Annotated in this window: 16 protein-coding genes and 1 pseudogene; 9 read left to right on the top strand and 8 right to left on the bottom strand. The window is 70.9% G+C overall.

The window, feature by feature from the left end; genetic code table 11:
* The first annotated feature begins 3 nt into the window (after positions 1–3).
* A complete protein-coding gene (locus tag ACGFMK_RS12335; RefSeq protein WP_392761179.1) occupies positions 4–756 on the top strand; it encodes a cupin domain-containing protein in 753 nt (250 codons plus the stop codon).
* Complete coding sequence (locus ACGFMK_RS12330) at positions 756–1,895, top strand: Gfo/Idh/MocA family protein (RefSeq protein WP_392761176.1); 1,140 nt, start codon at positions 756–758, stop codon at positions 1,893–1,895. The genes ACGFMK_RS12335 and ACGFMK_RS12330 overlap by 1 nt, the downstream gene beginning before the upstream one ends.
* A 686-nt stretch (positions 1,896–2,581) precedes the next feature.
* Here the strand turns inward: ACGFMK_RS12330 and ACGFMK_RS12325 are convergent.
* Both ACGFMK_RS12325 and ACGFMK_RS12320 read right to left on the bottom strand, forming a co-directional pair.
* A pseudogene (locus tag ACGFMK_RS12325) lies at positions 2,582–2,653 on the bottom strand (hypothetical protein); the annotation flags it as partial.
* 225 nt (positions 2,654–2,878) lie between these two features.
* Positions 2,879–4,087, bottom strand: coding sequence for a PQQ-dependent sugar dehydrogenase (locus tag ACGFMK_RS12320; RefSeq protein ID WP_392761174.1), 1,209 nt, complete (start codon positions 4,085–4,087; stop codon positions 2,879–2,881).
* Positions 4,088–4,152: 65 nt separating this feature from the next.
* On the opposite strand from ACGFMK_RS12320, the gene ACGFMK_RS12315 reads away from it, so the two are divergent.
* Positions 4,153–5,061 (top strand): 2-hydroxyacid dehydrogenase, encoded by a 909-nt coding sequence (locus tag ACGFMK_RS12315; RefSeq protein ID WP_392761171.1) that lies wholly within the window; start codon positions 4,153–4,155, stop codon positions 5,059–5,061.
* Between the two features lie 50 nt (positions 5,062–5,111).
* Positions 5,112–5,690 (top strand): DoxX family membrane protein, encoded by a 579-nt coding sequence (locus ACGFMK_RS12310; RefSeq protein WP_392761168.1) that lies wholly within the window; start codon positions 5,112–5,114, stop codon positions 5,688–5,690.
* Between the two features lie 393 nt (positions 5,691–6,083).
* On the opposite strand, the gene ilvD is transcribed toward ACGFMK_RS12310, so the two are convergent.
* Together ilvD and ACGFMK_RS12300 are read right to left on the bottom strand one after the other, a co-directional pair.
* Positions 6,084–7,928 (bottom strand): dihydroxy-acid dehydratase, encoded by a 1,845-nt coding sequence (gene ilvD / locus ACGFMK_RS12305; protein WP_392761165.1) that lies wholly within the window; start codon positions 7,926–7,928, stop codon positions 6,084–6,086.
* 104 nt (positions 7,929–8,032) lie between these two features.
* Complete coding sequence (locus ACGFMK_RS12300; RefSeq protein WP_392761162.1) at positions 8,033–8,482, bottom strand: PH domain-containing protein; 450 nt, start codon at positions 8,480–8,482, stop codon at positions 8,033–8,035.
* 425 nt (positions 8,483–8,907) lie between these two features.
* Between ACGFMK_RS12300 and ACGFMK_RS12295 the strand changes: the two genes are divergently transcribed.
* The 4 genes from ACGFMK_RS12295 (at position 8,908) to ACGFMK_RS12280 (ending at position 12,603) form a co-directional block, all read left to right on the top strand.
* Complete coding sequence (locus ACGFMK_RS12295) at positions 8,908–10,704, top strand: acetolactate synthase large subunit (RefSeq protein WP_392761159.1); 1,797 nt, start codon at positions 8,908–8,910, stop codon at positions 10,702–10,704.
* A 1-nt stretch (position 10,705) separates the two neighbouring features.
* Positions 10,706–11,212, top strand: coding sequence for an acetolactate synthase small subunit (ilvN, locus tag ACGFMK_RS12290; protein WP_003080760.1), 507 nt, complete (start codon positions 10,706–10,708; stop codon positions 11,210–11,212).
* A gap of 32 nt (positions 11,213–11,244) precedes the next feature.
* Complete coding sequence (gene ilvC / locus ACGFMK_RS12285; protein WP_013223583.1) at positions 11,245–12,258, top strand: ketol-acid reductoisomerase; 1,014 nt, start codon at positions 11,245–11,247, stop codon at positions 12,256–12,258.
* Between the two features lie 78 nt (positions 12,259–12,336).
* Complete coding sequence (locus ACGFMK_RS12280) at positions 12,337–12,603, top strand: DUF397 domain-containing protein (RefSeq protein WP_392761153.1); 267 nt, start codon at positions 12,337–12,339, stop codon at positions 12,601–12,603.
* On the opposite strand, the gene ACGFMK_RS12275 is transcribed toward ACGFMK_RS12280, so the two are convergent.
* The 4 genes from ACGFMK_RS12275 to ACGFMK_RS12260 all read right to left on the bottom strand — a co-directional run bounded on the left by ACGFMK_RS12275 (position 12,600) and on the right by ACGFMK_RS12260 (position 16,821).
* The gene (locus ACGFMK_RS12275) at positions 12,600–13,469 is read right to left on the bottom strand and encodes a nuclear transport factor 2 family protein (RefSeq protein WP_392761150.1); all 870 of its coding nucleotides are present in this window, start codon (positions 13,467–13,469) and stop codon (positions 12,600–12,602) included. The genes ACGFMK_RS12280 and ACGFMK_RS12275 overlap by 4 nt on opposite strands.
* A gap of 68 nt (positions 13,470–13,537) precedes the next feature.
* On the bottom strand, positions 13,538–14,875 hold the full coding sequence (locus tag ACGFMK_RS12270) for an ankyrin repeat domain-containing protein (RefSeq protein ID WP_392761148.1): 1,338 nt from the start codon (positions 14,873–14,875) through the stop codon (positions 13,538–13,540).
* Positions 14,876–15,112: 237 nt separating this feature from the next.
* Entirely contained in the window at positions 15,113–15,925 is an 813-nt protein-coding gene (locus tag ACGFMK_RS12265) for a TIGR03620 family F420-dependent LLM class oxidoreductase (RefSeq protein WP_392761145.1), read from the bottom strand.
* Positions 15,922–16,821, bottom strand: a complete 900-nt coding sequence (locus ACGFMK_RS12260) for a TIGR03620 family F420-dependent LLM class oxidoreductase (protein WP_392761142.1) — start codon at positions 16,819–16,821, stop codon at positions 15,922–15,924. The genes ACGFMK_RS12265 and ACGFMK_RS12260 overlap by 4 nt, the downstream gene beginning before the upstream one ends.
* Before the next feature lie 87 nt (positions 16,822–16,908).
* Here ACGFMK_RS12260 and ACGFMK_RS12255 point away from each other — a divergent pair, with 87 nt between their 5' ends.
* Positions 16,909–17,472: a TetR/AcrR family transcriptional regulator gene (locus ACGFMK_RS12255; protein WP_392761139.1), complete on the top strand. Its 564-nt coding sequence runs from the start codon at positions 16,909–16,911 to the stop codon at positions 17,470–17,472.
* Positions 17,473–17,569 lie beyond the last annotated feature (97 nt).

Below are 17,569 nucleotides of genomic sequence, written 5' to 3'. Positions count from 1 at the left end.
GTCATGGACGAATTCCCCCTTCCGGGTGGTATCGGCCTCTCCCACCTGCGGGCCTACGACTGGGCGGCCGAAGACGGCGTCTGCGGTGGCAGTCCGCACCTGCACCTCGCGTGCACCGAGGCGTACGTTGTCACGGGTGGGCGTGGCGCCGTGCAGACGCTCGGCGTCGGCGGCTACGAGGAGACGGCACTGGAGCCCGGGGTCATCGCGTGGTTCGCGCCCGGCACCGTGCACCGGATGGTGCAGGGCGGGGACCTGCGCGTCACCGTGCTCATGCAGAACAGCGGCCTGCCCGAGGCCGGCGACGCCGTGTTCACGTTTCCGCCCACGGTGCTCGCCGACCCGACCGCCTACGCCGAGGCCGCGGCGTTGCCGAAAACCGACGACGCCGCTCAGCAACGCCGTGACCTGGCGATTCGTGGCTATCTGCCGCTGCGCGAGGCGCTGCTGGACGGCGACTCGGAGCCGTTGCGGGCGTTCCACCGGGCGGCGGTGGCGCTCGTCGCGCCGAAGATCGGGGAGTGGGTGCCGCGGTGGCAGGCCGGGGCGCTGAAGGCCGCCGAGCTGACCGGCGCGCACCTCAAAGCCCTCGCCGACGGCGACGGGAGCCACCTCGAACAGTCGGGGGTCCGAGTCGCGAGGCCGTCCAATCCTGACGGCTACGGCATGTGCGGACGGCGCGCCGAATACGACATACCCGGTGTGACCGCGCCGTACGGCGGGGATCAGCCATCGACGTGGAAGGCCGGTAGTTGATGAACCAGACCATCGGAGTGCTGCTCAACGGGGTCACCGGCCGGATGGGGTACCGCCAGCACCTGCTGCGATCCGTGCTGGCGATCCGCGAACAGGGCGGCGTGGCGCTGCCGGACGGCACCCGGGTGCAGCTCGAGCCGATCCTCGCCGGGCGCACCGCCGCCAAGGTCAAGGAGCTCGCCGACCGGCACGGCCTGACCGCGTGGACCACCGACGTCGCCTCGGCCCTCGGCGACGTGCAGATCTACTTCGACGCTCAGCTGACGTCGGCGCGCGAGCCGTCGGTTCGCGCGGCCATCGCCGCGGGCAAGCACGTCTACGCCGAGAAGCCGTTGGCCGAGACGTTGCCGGCGGCGCTGGAACTGGCGGGGCTGGCGCGGGACGCCGGGATCTGTCACGGCGTCGTACACGACAAACTGTTCCTGCCCGGGCTGCGGAAGTTGCGGCGACTGGTGGATGGCGGCTTTTTCGGGCGCATTCTTTCCGTTCGCGGCGAATTCGGCTACTGGGTGTTCGAGGGGGACTGGCAGGATGCACAGAGGCCCAGCTGGAACTATCGCGCCGAAGACGGCGGCGGGATCGTTCTCGACATGTTCTGCCACTGGAACTACGTGCTGGAGAACCTCTTCGGCGCGGTCCGCGCGGTGACGGCGAAGGCGGTCACGCACATCCCGCGTCGGTGGGACGAGCAGGGCGAGGAGTACGCGGCGACCGCGGACGACGCCGCGTACGGCATCTTCGAGCTCGAGTCGGGGGCGATCGCGCAGATCAACTCGTCGTGGTCCACGCGGGTCTTCCGCGACGAACTGGTCGAGTTCCAGGTCGACGGCACCGAGGGCAGCGCGGTCGCCGGGCTGCGGCGGTGCCGGGTGCAGCACCGGTCGGCTACGCCGAAGCCGGTGTGGAACCCAGACCTGCCGGCGACCGAGACGTTCCGCGAGCAGTGGCAGGAGGTGCCGGACAACGTGGAGTTCGACAACGGGTTCAAGGTGCAGTGGGAGGAGTTCGTCCGGGACGTCGTCGCCGGGCGGCCGCACCGGTACGACTTCTTCTCGGCCGCGCGTGGGTTGCAGCTCGCCGAAGCCGGGTTGACGTCGTCGGCGGAGGGACGGCGCGTGGAGCTGAAGCCGCTGGCGTAGGTCAGCGCAGGGGAGCCGCGGTGCTTCGAGGACGCGGTAGTGGTAGCTCTGGCGCTCTTCTTGGTCGACGAGCGTCCGAAAGCCGGCCGCCCGCACGACTTCCAGCGGCGAGCGGACGATCAGCTCGCCTGCCGTGATCACGTAGCCGGCGATCGGATCCTCGGAGTCCTGCCGGAGGAGGTGCGAGAGGACTCTTCGTCTTCGACCGGAGCGTGCCAATCCAGCGTGACGCCGAACGGCTGTATGTCGTTGACGAGGATCTGCGCCGGCCGGCGGCCGGGCCGCGCTGAACCGGTCGAGGACGGTGGTCGCGAACCCCATCCTGGCGAGCCGCCTCGGCCAGTTCCCGTCAAGCGGACACCGCCTCGTCCGGCGTGCGGAACGTCGGGTCGTCGGCGGGGAGTGCGGCCTTCTCGAACTGGAACGGGTCGTTCACCGAGGCACCTTGACAGCGGGCCACCACCGGCAGTCGATTCGTCAGCGGTATCCGGCGCCGCGACCGTCAGTGGACCGCGAAGTCCACTGTGGTCCCGTTCGTCAGTGCCTCGCCGAGCAACGGCGAACACCGGTCCGGGCACGGGGTCCGCTCGGTGCACGGGCGCTCGATCGTCTTCGTGTCGAAGCCCTTTTCCGCAACGAGTCGATGATGCGTCCAGCTTGTCGTTCAGGCACGTCGTGACGTCGGTGTCGGAACCGGTCAGGGCCTTTTCGGCTTCGGCCTTGACCTGCGAACCGGCGCTGCGCCAGATCGTGAGCACCTTGGCGCGCGGGGAGGCTCAGCGGCCGCCGGTGCCACAACTCCTCCGGCGCCCGGGATGGGTCGAAAGGGACCGGAAAGGTCAGCCCGCGGGCGCGAACGCTAGCCGTCATTCGGGCAGCCCAAAAAGACGCGAATTTCGCCGAACCAGGGAGCAAAGGGGGGTGATCGGCGTCACATTGCGAGGTGAGAAAGCGCTGCCGGAGCAGTGGTCTGGTCCGGCCGGTCAGTCTTTGCCGTTGCCGCCGCCGGAGGTGGACGGCGTGATCAGCACCACCCGGTCGTCGCTCGAGACCGGGGTTCCGCCGTCCTTATTGACCGTTCCGGCCACGGCCATCTGCGGGTTGATCATGCTGATCCCCGCGAGGCGGCCGTACGTGACCGGCGGTTTGCCCGTCTTGCCGTCGAGGCTGATCGTCGGCTTGCCGCTGACCGCGCCGTCGGCCGTCATCGGGAGGTTCTGGAGGTTGCCGGCCAGGGACGTGCCCACCGAGACCGAGCCGTTGGCGTCGACGAAATCCGCACAACCCGCCACGCCCGGCTTGTCCGTCCACGTCCACGCCGGGGCCGTGAGCGGCCGGCCGGCCTGGACCCGGTACAGGGCGTCCTTGTCGGCGAGCCGGTCGGTGACCCAGACACGGCCGCCGTCGGCCGAGGCGCAGAGGCCGCCGGGGGCGTGGAGGCCCGCGGCCACCGCCAAAGCGCCGCCGGGGTTGCCCGCGGCGGCCTTGCCGGACGTGTCGATCCGCAGGACCTTGCCCGCCAGTGACGCCGGGTCGGCCGCCGCGTTCGGGTTGCCCGCGTCGCCCGTCGCGACCAGGAGAGCACCGCGGTTGTCCGTCGCCAGAGTGCCTCGGTTGCCGGTCGCGCCCTTCGGGATGCCCGTGAGCACCGGCTTCGGCGCCTGGCCCTTCGCGAAGCGGACGACGCGGTTGTCCGTCGCCGTCGTCACGTAAGCGAACACGAGCTGGTCCTCGACGTACGACGGCGAAAGGGCGAGGCCCGTCAGGCCGCCGTCGCCGGCCGCCTGGACGTCGAGCTTCGCGAACTCCGTGGCGTCCTTGCCGGCGGTGGCCAGCATGACGCGGCCGCTCTTGCGCTCGCCCGCGAGGGCGCTCGGCGTGGAACCGTCACCCGGCAGGCCGGCCACCGCGGCCACCGTGTCCAGGCAGGTCGCGATCACCGTCTCGTCGAAATCCTTGCAACCCTGCGGCGGCGGGATCGTCGCGGACGGCTGGCCCGGGCGGTTCTGCCTGCCGTCGCCGCCGGAGTCCGCGCCCGGGCCCTGGACCTCGGGGGGTGATTCGGGGCTGGCCACGGGGGCGGGGCTGAACGTCTGGCCCGCCGCGGTGTCGTCGAACCGCGCACAACCGGCGGGCAGCAGGGCGCCACAAGCCAGGATCGCCAGCAGGGCCGACCGGTACCGGGTTCGCATGATCCCCCAGCCTAGGGGCCGGTGCGTGAACCATGGGTGAGTACTCCTCGATTACCGTGGCGATCATGACGCTGACCGTGCTGGTGCCCGACGACGAAGGGCTGTCCGTGCTGGCCGAGGTGCCGCGCGTGCTCCCGGTTCGCTACCAGTGGGGCGAGCCGGTGCCGCCGGAGGCCGCGAAGGCCGAGGTGCTCATCCCCGGCAAGCACCGCGCCGGCGACGAGCTGTGGCGCACGCTGCCGAACCTGAAGCTGATCCAGCTGCTCTCCGCCGGCGCCGAGGACTGGGTCGGCAACGTGCCCGACGGCGTCCTGCTCTCCACCTGCCGGGGCGCGCACGGCGGCAGCACCGCCGAATGGGTCGTCGCCGCGCTGTTGTCGATTTATCGCAAGTTCGACGTCTTCGCCGACGCCCGCCGCGAGGGACGCTGGGCGCGGCAGACCGCCGACACCCTGCAGGGCAAACGCGTACTCGTCATCGGGGCGGGCGACCTCGGGCAGCACCTGCGTCGCCGGCTGGAGCCGTTCGACGCGCGGTGCACCATGGTCGGGCTGACCGCCCGGGAAGGCGTGCACGGCGTCCAGGAACTGCCCGGGCTGCTCGGGCTCCACGACGCCGTCGTGCTGATGGTGCCGCTGACCTCGCGCACCCGCGGGATGGTGGACGCCGGGTTCCTGGCCGAGATGCGGGACGGCGCGGTGCTGGTCAACGTCGCGCGCGGCAGCGTCGTGGTCACCGACGCCCTGGTCGCCGAACTGACCACGGGCCGGTTGCGGGCCGCGCTCGACGTCACGGATCCGGAGCCGCCGCCCGCGGGGCACCTGTTGTGGACCGTTCCGGGGCTGCTGCTGACCCCGCACATCGGCGGGACCGTGCGCGGTGTGCGGGGGCGGTCGTACGCCGTCGCCGCGGCCGAGATCGCGCGGTACGCCGGTGGTGAGCTGCCGGACAACCTCGTGCACGGGGAGTACTGAGCGCGGCGCGCTGCCTCGCCAGGCCGGCGCGCATCCCCTACCCTTCGCGCGTGACCAGTGCAGACGACTTCTCGCAGCAGCCCACCAGCCTTCTGTCGGACGTCGAGGACAACCGGCCGGCCGACGACGGTCCCCGGCAGGGCGGGCTGGGGCTCGGCCTGCTGATCCTGCGCCTGGCGCTCGGCGTGACCATGGGCGCGCACGGTCTGCAGCACCTGTTCGGCCTGTTCGGCGGGCCGGGCATCGGCGGGTTCGCGCGGATGCTGGAGACGTTCGGCTACCACAAGCAGACGACGCTGCTGTCGTGGATCACCGGCGTCACCGAGCTGGGTGGCGGGGTGCTCGTGGTCGTCGGGCTGTTCACACCGCTGGCGGCGGCGGGCCTGCTGGGGGTGGCCGCGAACGCGGTGTACGCGAAGTTCCACGGCGGGTTCTTCGAAGGTCAGGGCCAGGGCTTCGAGCTCGAGCTGGTGCTCGGTCTCAGCGCGTTGAGCCTGCTGTTCACCGGGGCCGGGCCGATCTCGCTGGAGCGCAACACGCCGTGGCGCCGACGGCCGCTGCCGCTGGGACTGGTGAGCCTGTTGCTGGCCGCCGCGGCTTCGGTCGTGGTCATCGTGCTGACCCGGTAGCCCTGTGGACAAGTCCTCGTCGCGATCGCGGGCTGTGGACAACTCGGCTGCCGGGCGCGGATTCGTCGGTGGCTGCCGGTAGCGTGGAAAACGGGGGGTCCCCCCGCGCTGGGCTGGGAATTCGCCGGGGAGGGTGGCCGGGCGTAAGGGGTGGCCGCGTAGGGAACGCGCGAACCTCGGCGGGTGAGTAGTCGGTCAGCCGGTGGTCGTGGGCGGTGATGCCGGGGGATGTCGCGGAGGGTCGGTGGCCGCGACGTCGACTTGGCCGAGGAACAAGCCCGCGCAGGCCGTCCCCGTTGACCAAGGACGGCTGGCTGCGCGGCTCCGGAGTGGTCCGGAAAGCGCGAAGGCCGCCCCAGGAACCGGGACGGCCTTCGGCGGGTTGGTGAGTGCTTACTTGTTCGGGTCGCGGACCGCGCCCGTGTCGGCCGAGGTGGCCATGCGGGCGTACGCGCGCAGGGCCGCCGTGATCGGGCGTTCGCGCTCCTTCGGCTGCCAGGGGCGCTCGGACGTCTCCATCTTCGAGCGGCGCTCCGCCAGGATTTCCGGGTCCACCAGCAGTTCCAAGCGACGCTCGTGGACGTCCAGGACGATCCTGTCGCCGTTTTCGACCAACGCGATCAGGCCGCCCGCCGCCGCTTCCGGGGAGATGTGGCCCACCGAGATGCCCGACGAGCCGCCCGAGAAGCGGCCGTCCGTGATCAGGGCGCACTTCTTGCCCAGGCCCGAGCCCTTGAGGAACGCCGTCGGGTGCAGCATTTCCTGCATGCCCGGGCCGCCCGCAGGGCCTTCGTAGCGGATGACCAGGACCTCGCCCGGCTGGATCTCCTTCTTGAGGATCGCCGACACGGCTTCCTCCTGGCTCTCCAGCACCCGCGCTGGGCCTTCGAAGTGCCACAGCTCTTCGTCGATGCCCGCGGACTTGATCACCGCGCCGTTCTCGGCGAGGTTGCCGCGCAGGATGGCCAGGCCGCCGTCCTTCGTGTACGCGTGCTCGACGTCGCGGATGCAGCCGCCCGTCGCGTCCGTGTCGAGGGACGACCAGCGGTTCTCCGTCGAGAACGCCTGCGTCGTGCGAACCCCGCCCGGTGCTGCGTGGAACAGCTCCACGGCAACGTCGGAAGGTGACGAAGCCCGGATGTCCCACGAACCCAGCCAGGATTCGAGGTCGGGGGAGTGCACCGAACGGACGTCCGTGTTGAGCAGGCCGCCGCGGTACAGCTCGCCCAGGATCGCCGGGATTCCGCCGGCGCGGTGGACGTCTTCCATGTGGTAGTCGGAGTTCGGCGCCACCTTCGAGAGGCAGGGGACACGGCGGCCGATCGCGTCGATGTCGTCGATCGTGAAGTCGACCTCGCCCTCCTGGGCGGCGGCGAGGATGTGCAGCACCGTGTTGGTCGAGCCGCCCATCGCCATGTCGAGGGCCATCGCGTTCTCGAACGCCGCCTTCGACGCGATCGAGCGCGGCAGCACCGAGTCGTCGTCGTTTTCGTACCAGCTGCGGCACAGCTCGACGACCGTCCGGCCGGCTTCCTCGAACAGCGCGCGGCGCGCGGCGTGCGTGGCCAGCGTCGAGCCGTTGCCCGGCAGCGACAGGCCCAGGGCCTCGGTCAGGCAGTTCATCGAGTTCGCGGTGAACATGCCGGAGCACGAGCCGCACGTCGGGCAGGCGGAACGCTCGACGATGTCGAGCCCGTCGTCGTCGACCTCGGTGCTTGCCGACGCCGCGATCGCGGTGATCAGGTCGGTCGGGGCCTGCGCGACGCCGCCCACGACGACGGCCTTGCCGGCCTCCATCGGGCCGCCGGAGACGAACACGACCGGGATGTTCAGCCGCATCGCGGCGTTGAGCATCCCCGGGGTGATCTTGTCGCAGTTGGAGATGCAGACGAGCGCGTCGGCCTGGTGCGCGTTGACCATGTACTCGACGGAGTCGGCGATGATCTCGCGCGAGGGCAGCGAGTAGAGCATGCCGGAGTGGCCCATGGCGATGCCGTCGTCGACGGCGATCGTGTGGAACTCGCGCGCGACGCCGCCGGCTTCCTTGACCGCGCCGGCGACGATCTCGCCGAGGTCCTTGAGGTGCACGTGGCCGGGCACGAACTGCGTGTAGGAGTTGGCGATCGCCACGATCGGCTTGCCGAAGTCGCTGTCGGTCATGCCGGTGGCGCGCCAGAGCGAGCGCGCGCCCGCCGCGTTGCGGCCGTGGGTGGTGGTCCGGGAACGGAGAGGCGGCACGGCGAACTCCCAGGTCGGATGGTGGGCCAGGCGGAGGTCGGGACGCTCCGCAGAAACTGGTCCTACCAATTTAGACCTTCAAGCGAGCCTGACCCGCCGTGGGGTTACTCGCTCGGCGACGTCTCGGGCTTGGCCGGCTTGACGTCCTGGGCGTCCAGCAGGCCGCTCGGGTCGGCGACCAGGCCCTCGCTCACCAGCGACAACACCGGCAGGTGCCGGGTGCGGACCGTCGGCAGCGGCACCTTCGTGTCATCCGTCAGCACGGCCTGGACCCGCGCCCGCTTCGTGATCGCCAGGCCCTTCAACGCCGACCACGGCACGTCGCGGTGGCCGAACATCGTGCGCGTCGCCAGGCCCTTGCGGGTCGCGACCGTGCGGGTGCGGATCACGAACACCGCCAGCGCGATCGGGAAGACGTAGAGCCACTGCAGGTACGGGATCTCCCCGAGCGCGATCGGCGTCACGCAGATGGTGAGGAGCGCGATCGCCATGAACGACGTGCGGGGGATGCGGAAGACGGCCTTCCGGCCTTCGTCCTGCTCTTTTTCGGCCACGCCGAAATGGTGCACCGCCCGGCGCGAGCACCGGAAACCGGGTCGGCGCGGACGTGACACGCACCGCGCCCGTGTCCACCATGCGGACTCACCGTCCCGCAGAGTTGACACCTGAGAGACCTTCGGACTAGCGTCACCAGCGTGACACCGCTGACCGGCCTCGTACTTCCCAAGCGCGTCGACGCTTAGGGAAGACTTTCCGCTGCGTCGACGCGCGACCCTCGTGCGACCTTACGGTCGGCGAGGGTTTTTTGTTGCCCGAGGCAAGAGATTCCTGGCCCCACCGCACAAAACCGACCCGAACGAGTGACACCGAGACCCACGAGGCAGACCCGATGACCAGTGCCACAAATCCGACGAAGCCGGGCCCCACGCCCGGCGCGCCCGGAGCACGTCCGAAGCCGGCGCCACCGGCGGGAACCCCGGTGCGCGTCACCGGCGCGCAGTCCCTCGTGCGCTCGCTCGAGGCGGTCGGCGCCGAGGTGGTCTTCGGCATTCCGGGCGGCACCATCCTGCCGGCCTACGACCCGCTCTTGGACTCGACGAAGGTCCGCCACATCCTGGTCCGCCACGAGCAGGGCGCCGGCCACGCGGCCACCGGCTACGCGCAGGCCACCGGCAAGGTCGGCGTCTGCATGGCGACCTCCGGCCCCGGCGCGACCAACCTGGTCACCCCGCTGGCCGACGCGAACATGGACTCCGTCCCGGTCGTGGCCATCACCGGCCAGCAGAGCCGGGCGCTGATCGGCACCGACGCGTTCCAGGAAGCCGACATCTGCGGCATCACCATGCCGATCACCAAGCACAACTTCCTCGTCACGGACCCCGCGGACATCCCGCGGACCATCGCCGAGGCGTTCCACCTGGCGTCCACGGGCCGGCCCGGCCCGGTCCTGGTGGACATCCCCAAGGACGTGCTGCAGGAGATGACCTCGTTCTCCTGGCCGACCGAGCTGCGGCTGCCGGGCTACCGCCCGACGCTGCGCCCGCACGGCAAGCAGGTCCGCGAAGCCGCGAAGCTGATCGCGAAGTCGCGCCGCCCGGTGCTGTACGTCGGTGGCGGCGTGATCAAGGCCGAGGCGCACCAGCAGCTGAAGGAGCTCGCCGAGCTGACCGGCATCCCGGTCGTCACCACGCTGATGGCGCGCGGCGCGTTCCCCGACTCGCACCCGCAGCACCTCGGCATGCCGGGCATGCACGGCTCGGTCGCCGCCGTCGCCGCGATGCAGCGGGCCGACCTGCTGATCGCGCTCGGGGCCCGGTTCGACGACCGCGTCACCGGCCAGTTGTCCTCCTTCGCGCCGGACGCCGCGATCGTGCACGCCGACATCGACCCGGCCGAGATCTCGAAGAACCGCAAGGCGGACGTCCCGATCGTGGGCGACTGCAAGGAGATCATCGGCGAGCTGATCACCGCCGTGCAGTCGGAATTCGACCACGGCGGCAAGCCCGACCTCGCCGACTGGTGGACCCAGGCCGAGGACTGGCGCACCAACTACCCGGCCGGCTACGAGTGGCCCGACGACGGTTCGCTGTCGCCGCAGTACGTCATCGAGCGGATCGGGCAGCTCGTCGGCCCGGACGCGGTGTACGCCGCCGGCGTCGGGCAGCACCAGATGTGGGCCGCGCAGTTCGTCAAGTACGAGAACCCGCGCACCTGGATCAACTCCGGCGGCCTCGGCACCATGGGCTACGCGGTGCCCGCGGCGATGGGCGCGCAGTTCGGCGTCCCCGGCACCCCGGTGTGGGCGATCGACGGCGACGGCTGCTTCCAGATGACCAACCAGGAGCTGGCCACCTGCGCCATCGAGGGCGCGCCGATCAAGGTCGCCGTCATCAACAACGGCAACCTGGGCATGGTCCGGCAGTGGCAGAACCTCTTCTACTCGGAGCGGTACTCCAACACCGACCTCGGCACGCACAAGCACCGCATCCCGGACTTCGTGCTGCTGGCCGAGGCGCTGGGCTGCGCCGGCCTGCGCTGCGAGACGAAGGAAGACGTCGACGCCACCATCCGCCGCGCGATGGAGATCAACGACCGCCCCGTCGTGATCGACTTCGTCGTGGGGAAGGATGCCCAGGTGTGGCCGATGGTCGCCGCCGGCACCGGCAACGACGAGATCATGGCGGTCCGGGGCATCCGGCCGCTGTTCGACGACGACGAGGTTTCGGTCGAGACGACCGAGGCTGCCGCGGAAGCTGCTGGGGAAGGTGAGCGCTGAGATGAGCGTCCACACGCTGAGTGTCCTGGTCGAGAACAAGCCGGGTGTGCTCGCGCGCGTCTCGGGCCTGTTCTCGCGCCGCGGGTTCAACATCGAGTCCCTCGCCGTCGGGCCCACGGAGAACCCCGAGGTGTCCCGCATGACGATCGTGGTCGCCGTCGAAGAGCTACCGCTCGAGCAGGTGACCAAGCAGCTCAACAAACTGGTCAATGTGATCAAAATAGTCGAGCTGGAGCAGTCGACCGCCGTGCAGCGCGAACTGCTGCTGGTCAAGGTGCGCGCCGACAACACCGTGCGCAGCCAGGTCCTCGAAACCGTCCAGCTCTTCCGGGCCAAGGTGGTCGACGTCTCCCCGGAGGCACTCACCGTCGAAGCCACCGGGACGTCCGACAAGATCGGTGCGCTGCTGCGGATGCTGGAGCCGTATGGCATTCGCGAGCTGGTGCAGTCAGGCATGGTCGCGGTGGGGCGGGGCGCCCGTTCCATCACCGCCACTTCACCGCGTTAACGAAGTAAGTCAGGAAAGGAAGCAGTACCCCCATGGCAGTGGAAATCTTCTACGACGACGACGCCGACCTCTCGATCATCCAGGGGCGCAAGGTCGCTGTCATCGGCTACGGCAGCCAGGGCCACGCCCACTCGCTGAGCCTGCGCGACTCCGGCGTCGACGTCCGCATCGGCCTGCCCGAGGGGTCCAAGTCGCGGGCTAAGGCCGAGGAGCAGGGCCTGCGCGTGCTCACCCCGGCCGAGGCGTCGGCCGAAGCCGACCTGATCATGATCCTGGCGCCGGACACGAAGCAGCGCTTCATCTACGAGCAGGACATCGCGCCGAACCTCAAGGACGGTGACGCGATCTTCTTCGGGCACGGCTTCAACATCCGCTACGACCTGATCAAGCCGCCGGCCAACGTCGACGTCGCCATGGTCGCCCCGAAGGGCCCGGGCCACCTGGTCCGCCGCCAGTTCGTCGACGGCAAGGGCGTCCCGGCGCTCATCGCCGTCGAGCAGGACGCCTCCGGCAACGCCCAGGCGCTCGCCCTGTCCTACGCCGCAGCCATCGGTGGTGCGCGTGCGGGCGTCATCAAGACGACCTTCACCGAGGAGACCGAGACCGACCTCTTCGGCGAGCAGGCCGTGCTCTGCGGTGGCGCGTCCGCGCTGGTGCAGACCGGTTTCGAGGTGCTCACCGAGGCCGGTTACGCCCCGGAGATCGCCTACTTCGAGGTGCTGCACGAGCTGAAGCTGATCGTCGACCTGATGTACGAGGGCGGCATCGCGCGCCAGCGCTACTCGATCTCCGACACCGCCGAGTACGGCGACCTGACCCGCGGCCCGCGCGTCATCTCGCCGGCGGTCAAGGAAGAGATGAAGAAGATCCTCGGCGAGATCCAGGACGGCACGTTCGCCCGCGAATGGGTCGCCGAGGACGAGGCCGGCCGGCCGAACTTCACCAAGCTCGAGGAGCAGGGCAACCAGCACCCGATCGAGGCGACCGGCAAGAAGCTGCGCGACCTGATGTCGTGGGTGGACCGGCCGATCACCGAGACCGCCTGATCTTCACCGCGTGAAGGGGACGCCCGGGTCGGGCGTCCCCTTCACTGCGTTCGGTGCCCGGGTGGTTACGCTGGTGGCATGAGTGAGCAGCCGGCCGACGACAAGGCGCACATCCGGCACCACCTGGACTTCACCAAGGCCGAGTGGACCCGCGCCGAGCCCGAGGGCGTCACTCTCGACGAGGTCGTCGAGTACACGTTCATTCCGCACACCGACGGCGTCACCTATGTCGCGATGCGGAAGTCGACGGAACCGGACGGCACGGTCCTCGTCTTCACCCCTTCGGAGTGGGAGGCGTTCGTGCTCGGCGTCCGCGACGGGGAGTTCGACCTTCCGGACGCCTAGGCGCCCAGGCGCGCGGCCAGCGCGGGGATCCCGCCGGTGTCGCCGGCGATGCCGAGGTGGTCGCCGTAGTCGCGGGATTCGACGATCAGGCCGTCACGGATCCGCAGGACGAAGATGTTCGCGATCCGCACCGGGGCGCCCGTGTGCTCACCCTGGTAGGCGAACTCGCCGATCAGCACCTCCGGGTCCGTGGTCCGGTAGGTGACCAGGTCCGACACCGAGAAGCCGGGGTTGAGCTTCTTGCCCGCCTCGAAGTGCTCGCGCAGCTCGTCGCGCGTCCGCACCACGCCCGAGCCCGGCAGGAACGGGTGCGTCACGTGGGTTTCCGCGGCGTAGAGCTCCGGCAGCTCGTCCCACCGCGCGCCCGCGACGCCGAAGACGAGCCTTTCGAACACGGTGTCCGCGCTCTCCGGGGTGACCGGGGAGAGCTCGCGCGGCGGCGCCTGCTCGTAGGCCTTCGGCAGCTGGTCGACGCCGTCGCGGATCGCGGCGAGCCGCAGGTAGTCGTGGTAGTCGCGGGAGTGGACGATCAGGCCGTCGCGGATCCGCAGGACCTGGATGTTGGCCGTGACGTCGGTCTTGCCGGTTTCGGTCGACTCGGCGTCGTAGTCGTATTCGGCGACGATCACCTCGGGGTCCGTGGTCTCGTGGACGACGACGTTCTTGCGCTTGAGCCGGACCATCCCGGCGAGGGCGCCGGTGAACCGCTCGTGGACGGCCGCGCGGCCGGTGAGGCGCGTCGGCCGTGGCACGGCCTGGGGGTGTTCGACGACGGTGTCCTCGGCGTAGAGCGCGGAAAGCTCGCTGAACCGTCCTTCGCTGATGCCGTCGGACAGCGCCGCGAACACGTCGCGAGGTGTGGTCATGAATCCTCCCAGTGGCAAAACGGAGTCTGTAGTCCGTCTCGACGATACGGACTACAGACTCCGGTTGTCTACAGGGATCGCAGCAGCGCCTTCGCGGCCGGCTGGTCGCAGACCTCCGCCCAGGTTTCCGGCGTACTGCTCCAGATCCCATCCCGGGCGCCGAGGTCGGCGCCGCTTTCGGCGAGTACGCGGATGACGTCCAGGTGCCCGGACTGGGTGGCCAGGTGCAGGGCCGTGACGCCCTCGCCGTGGTTCGGGCCACCGAACGTCCCCGCGTGGTTCACGTCGGCGCCGAGGTCGAGCAGCGTCCGCACCGCGGCGACGCGCCCTGTTGCCGCCGCCCAGGTCAGGGCCGTGCCGCGGTAGACGTCGGCGTCGAGACGGGCGCCGCGCGCCGCGAGCGTCCTGAGCGTGTCGACGCGGTCGTTGCGGGCCGCCCAGGCCAGGGCCTCGTCGCGGATCTCGGCCGGGTCGTCGGTCGGCGACCAGGCCGGGAACCCGCTGTGCGGCCGGTAGAAGCCGCGGTGTTCACCCGCGGCGGGGCTGAGCGTGCCGTCCGGTTTCAGGAGTTCGTCCAGGAGGTCCGCGTCGCCGAGGCCGGCCGCGACGCGCAGGTTGCCGGGCGCCTGGCTGTGCGCGGCCAGCTTCTCGGCGGCTTCGCGGTGGCCCCAGAACAGGGCGACGACCAGGGGAGTGCCGCCGTCGCCGCGAGCCGGGACGTCGACCGGCGCGCCCGCGTCGAGCAGCAGGTCGAGCAGGTGCGGGAGGTTGCTGTACGCGGCCTGGTGCACCGGCGTCCAGCCGTGGACGTTCCCGCGCGACGGGTCCGCGCCGTGCTTCAGCAGGACGCGGCTGAGCCGCTCGTCGCAGGTCGCGCCGGCCATGCCGAGCAGGTCGTTGCCGTTGGTGCCGCGCGCGGTGACGAGGCCGGGGAACGCGCCGAGGAGCGTTTCGAGAGCCTCGGGATCTCGTGCCTCGACCGCCCGGTACGCCCGCGCGAACGGCTCCCCGCTGTCCACAAGCGACTTGACGTGCTCGCGAAGTGCCTTCCAGGAACCGAAACCGTGTTCGCGGGCGACGACCACGCGGGCGCCGTCCCGGGTCAAAGGCTGATCCCAGCGGTCGAACGGCTCACGCGCGCCGGGCGTCTCGTCTTCGGCGGACGCGAGCAGGCCGAGCGCGCGCTCGGCGTAGTACTCGACGTCCTGGTGGTAGGGGTGTTGCAGCGTTTCGCCGTGCTCGGTGACGCGCCGGACGTACGCCTGCAGCTTCGGCCAGCTCGGGAAGCCGTGCTCGCGCGCGATCCGGAACTGCGCTTCGGACAGCTTCACGGCTTCGGCGCGTGCGAGGTCCTTCGCGCGTTTGCGCAGCTGATCCAGGCTGGGTTTGGCGGGCAACGTGCCCATGACGCCTTCCTTCCCTCGTCGCCCGTGGTCCGCCGGCACCGGGCAGGAAAGAAGGTGCGGAGCTGGTGGTGCGGTGCTGCGGGGGTGGGCTCGGCCCTTTCCGCGGACGGGACGCGGCCCTCACCGCGTCCCGCCAGCGTACCCGGCCGGACGACACGCGCACCCCGATGGACGACACGCGTACTCGGGCGGACGACACGGCCGATGGCCCGCCGGGCGCTGTGTCGTCCATTCCGGTTACGGGAGGAGGTCGGCCAGTCTGCGGTAGGAGTCCTTGGTGCGGGCCAGGACCTGGACGCAGACGTGGTCGGCGCCGGCGTCGAGGTGGGCCCGGATCCGGTCGGCCGCCTGCTGTTCGCCGACCGCGACGAGCGCGCCGACCAGCCGGTCGCTGCCGCCGTCGGCCAGGTCTTCGTCGGTGAAGCCGAGCCGGCGGAGGTTCGACCGGTGGTGCGGGGCGAGCTTCACGTACGTGCCGACGTGCTCCCGGGCCACCTCCCACGAGCCGTCCAGGACCACGGCCTGCTCGACGGCGAGGTACTTGCCCGCGCCGAGCCGTTCCCGGGCCAGGGCGGTGTGCTCGGGCGGGACGAAGTACGGGTGGGCGCCGTCGGCCCGCTCGGCCGCCAGGTCCAGGGCCTGCGGGCCGAGGGCGGCGATCAGCCGCCGGGGCCGCGGGGACGGCACCGGCAGCGCGGGCAGGTCGGCTTCGTCCATCCCGCCCAGGTACTCCCGCATCGCCGAAATCGGGCGTGTACCGGGGAAGTGACCGCCGAGCCCGACGGTGAACCGGCCCGGGTAGGCCTCGCCCAGCGCGCGCGTCGCCGCTTCCGCCGTGATCGGCGCGCGGCGGTCGAACCGGGCGATCCCGGTGGCCACCCTGAGGCGCGAGGTCGCCGCCAGGATCAGCGCGGCCTGGGTGAACGCCTCCCGCCCGGCGTACTCGCCGAACCAGAGCGCGTCGAAGCCCAGCTCTTCGACCTCGGTGGCGGTCTCCCGCAGCTCGCCGATCGGGGTGTCCTCGAAGAACTGCCAGATCCCGACGCTCACCGGACCACCGCCGGCGCCAGCTCGGCCAGGACGTCCACGGTCGACTCGAAGGTGGCCGCGGACGGCGTCAGCAGCACGTGGTCCGCGCCGGCGTCGAGCAGCTCGTCCAGGCGTTTCGCGATGGTTCCCGCATCACCCCACAGGACGAGGTCGTCGACGAACCGGTCACTCGGGCCGTTGATGTCGGCATCGGTGTACCCGAGCCGTTTCCAGCCCGCGAGGTAGGCCTCGATGTGGTGCTCGCGCGAGAGCGCCACCCGCTTCCGGACGCTTTCGCGGGCGTCCTCGCGGGTGCCGAGCAGCACCGTCTGCTGCGGGATCAGCAGCTTGTCCGGCCCGAGGATCTCCCGGGCGTACGGCGTGTGGCCGACGGGCTGGGCGAACGGGTGCGCGCCGTCGGCGTGGTCGCGGGACAGCTCCAGCATCTTCGGCCCGACGGCGGCCAGCACCCGCGGAAACGCCACCGGGGCAGGGTTTTCCGCGGCGGCGGCGTCCATTTCGAACAGGTAGGCGCGCATCCGGTCGAGCGGCCGGTACGCCTCGCCGAGCTTCGTCGCCTGGAACCGGTGCCCGACGCCGACGCCGAGCACGAACCGGCCGGGGTGGGCCTGGGCGAGCGTGGCGCCGCCCTTCTCGGCGGTCACCCCGGGCCGGGCCCAGAGGTTGGCGATGCCGGTGCCGAGCACGACGTCCGGCACCGACGCGAGCAGGTCGCCGAAGTGGGCGAACACCTCGCGAGTGCCGGGGCCTTCGCCGCTCCAGACCGAGCGGTAGCCGAGCTCGGCGAGCCGGCCGGTGGCCGCGCGCTCGACGTCCGGCGGCGGGGCGAGCGGGGCACTCGGCAGCCAGGCGCCGATGGCGCCGAGCCGTGCCCGGGTGTCTTCGATCAGGGTCATCCTCGTTCCCTCCAGTAATGTGAGGCTGCCTCCGGTTAATATACGGAGGCAGCCTCCGATTGGCTACCCGGTAGGCTCGGAAGGGCGATGACCGAAGTCAAGCCGATGCGCGCGGACGCCCGCCGCAACTACGAGCGCCTCCTTGAGGAGGCGCAGCGAGCCTTCGCCGAACACGGCGTCGAGGCGTCGCTGGAAGACATCGCCCGCCGGGCCGGCGTCGGCATCGGCACGCTCTACCGGCACTTCCCGACCCGGGACGCCCTGCTCGAGACCCTCCTGCGGGCCCGGTTCGACGGTCAGGCCGAGCGGGCGCGCGAGCTGCTCACCGACCCGGCGCCGCTCGAGGCGCTGCGGGCGTGGCTGCTCGGGCTCGGCGACACCACCGGCACCTTCCGCGGCCTGGCCGAGCTGACCGCCGACGCGCTCAACGACGAGACGTCCCGCTTGTACGCTTCGTGCCACGCCATGCGGGACGCGGCGTCCCAGCTGGTGGAACGCGCGAAGGCGGCGGGGGAGCTGCGCGCGGACGTCACCACGCACGAGCTGCTTCTGTTGCTGCACGCGGCATCCTGGGCGGGACCGCACCTGCCCGGCGACGCGGGCATGCAGCGCCTCCTGGCTCTTGTTTTCGAGGGATTACGGGCGAGTTAACACCATGGGAAGCCAGGACGCGGTCCTGCGCGTTAAACTCCCGCTCGACCGGGGCACAACGACGTGCTGAGACCGTCTGTCACCACAGAGCGTCCTG

The sequence above is a fragment of the Amycolatopsis sp. NPDC049252 genome (genome assembly GCF_043197175.1).
In the GTDB taxonomy this organism is placed as follows: Bacteria; Actinomycetota; Actinomycetes; order Mycobacteriales; family Pseudonocardiaceae; genus Amycolatopsis.
This window is presented reverse-complemented; position numbering and strand designations above follow the sequence as displayed.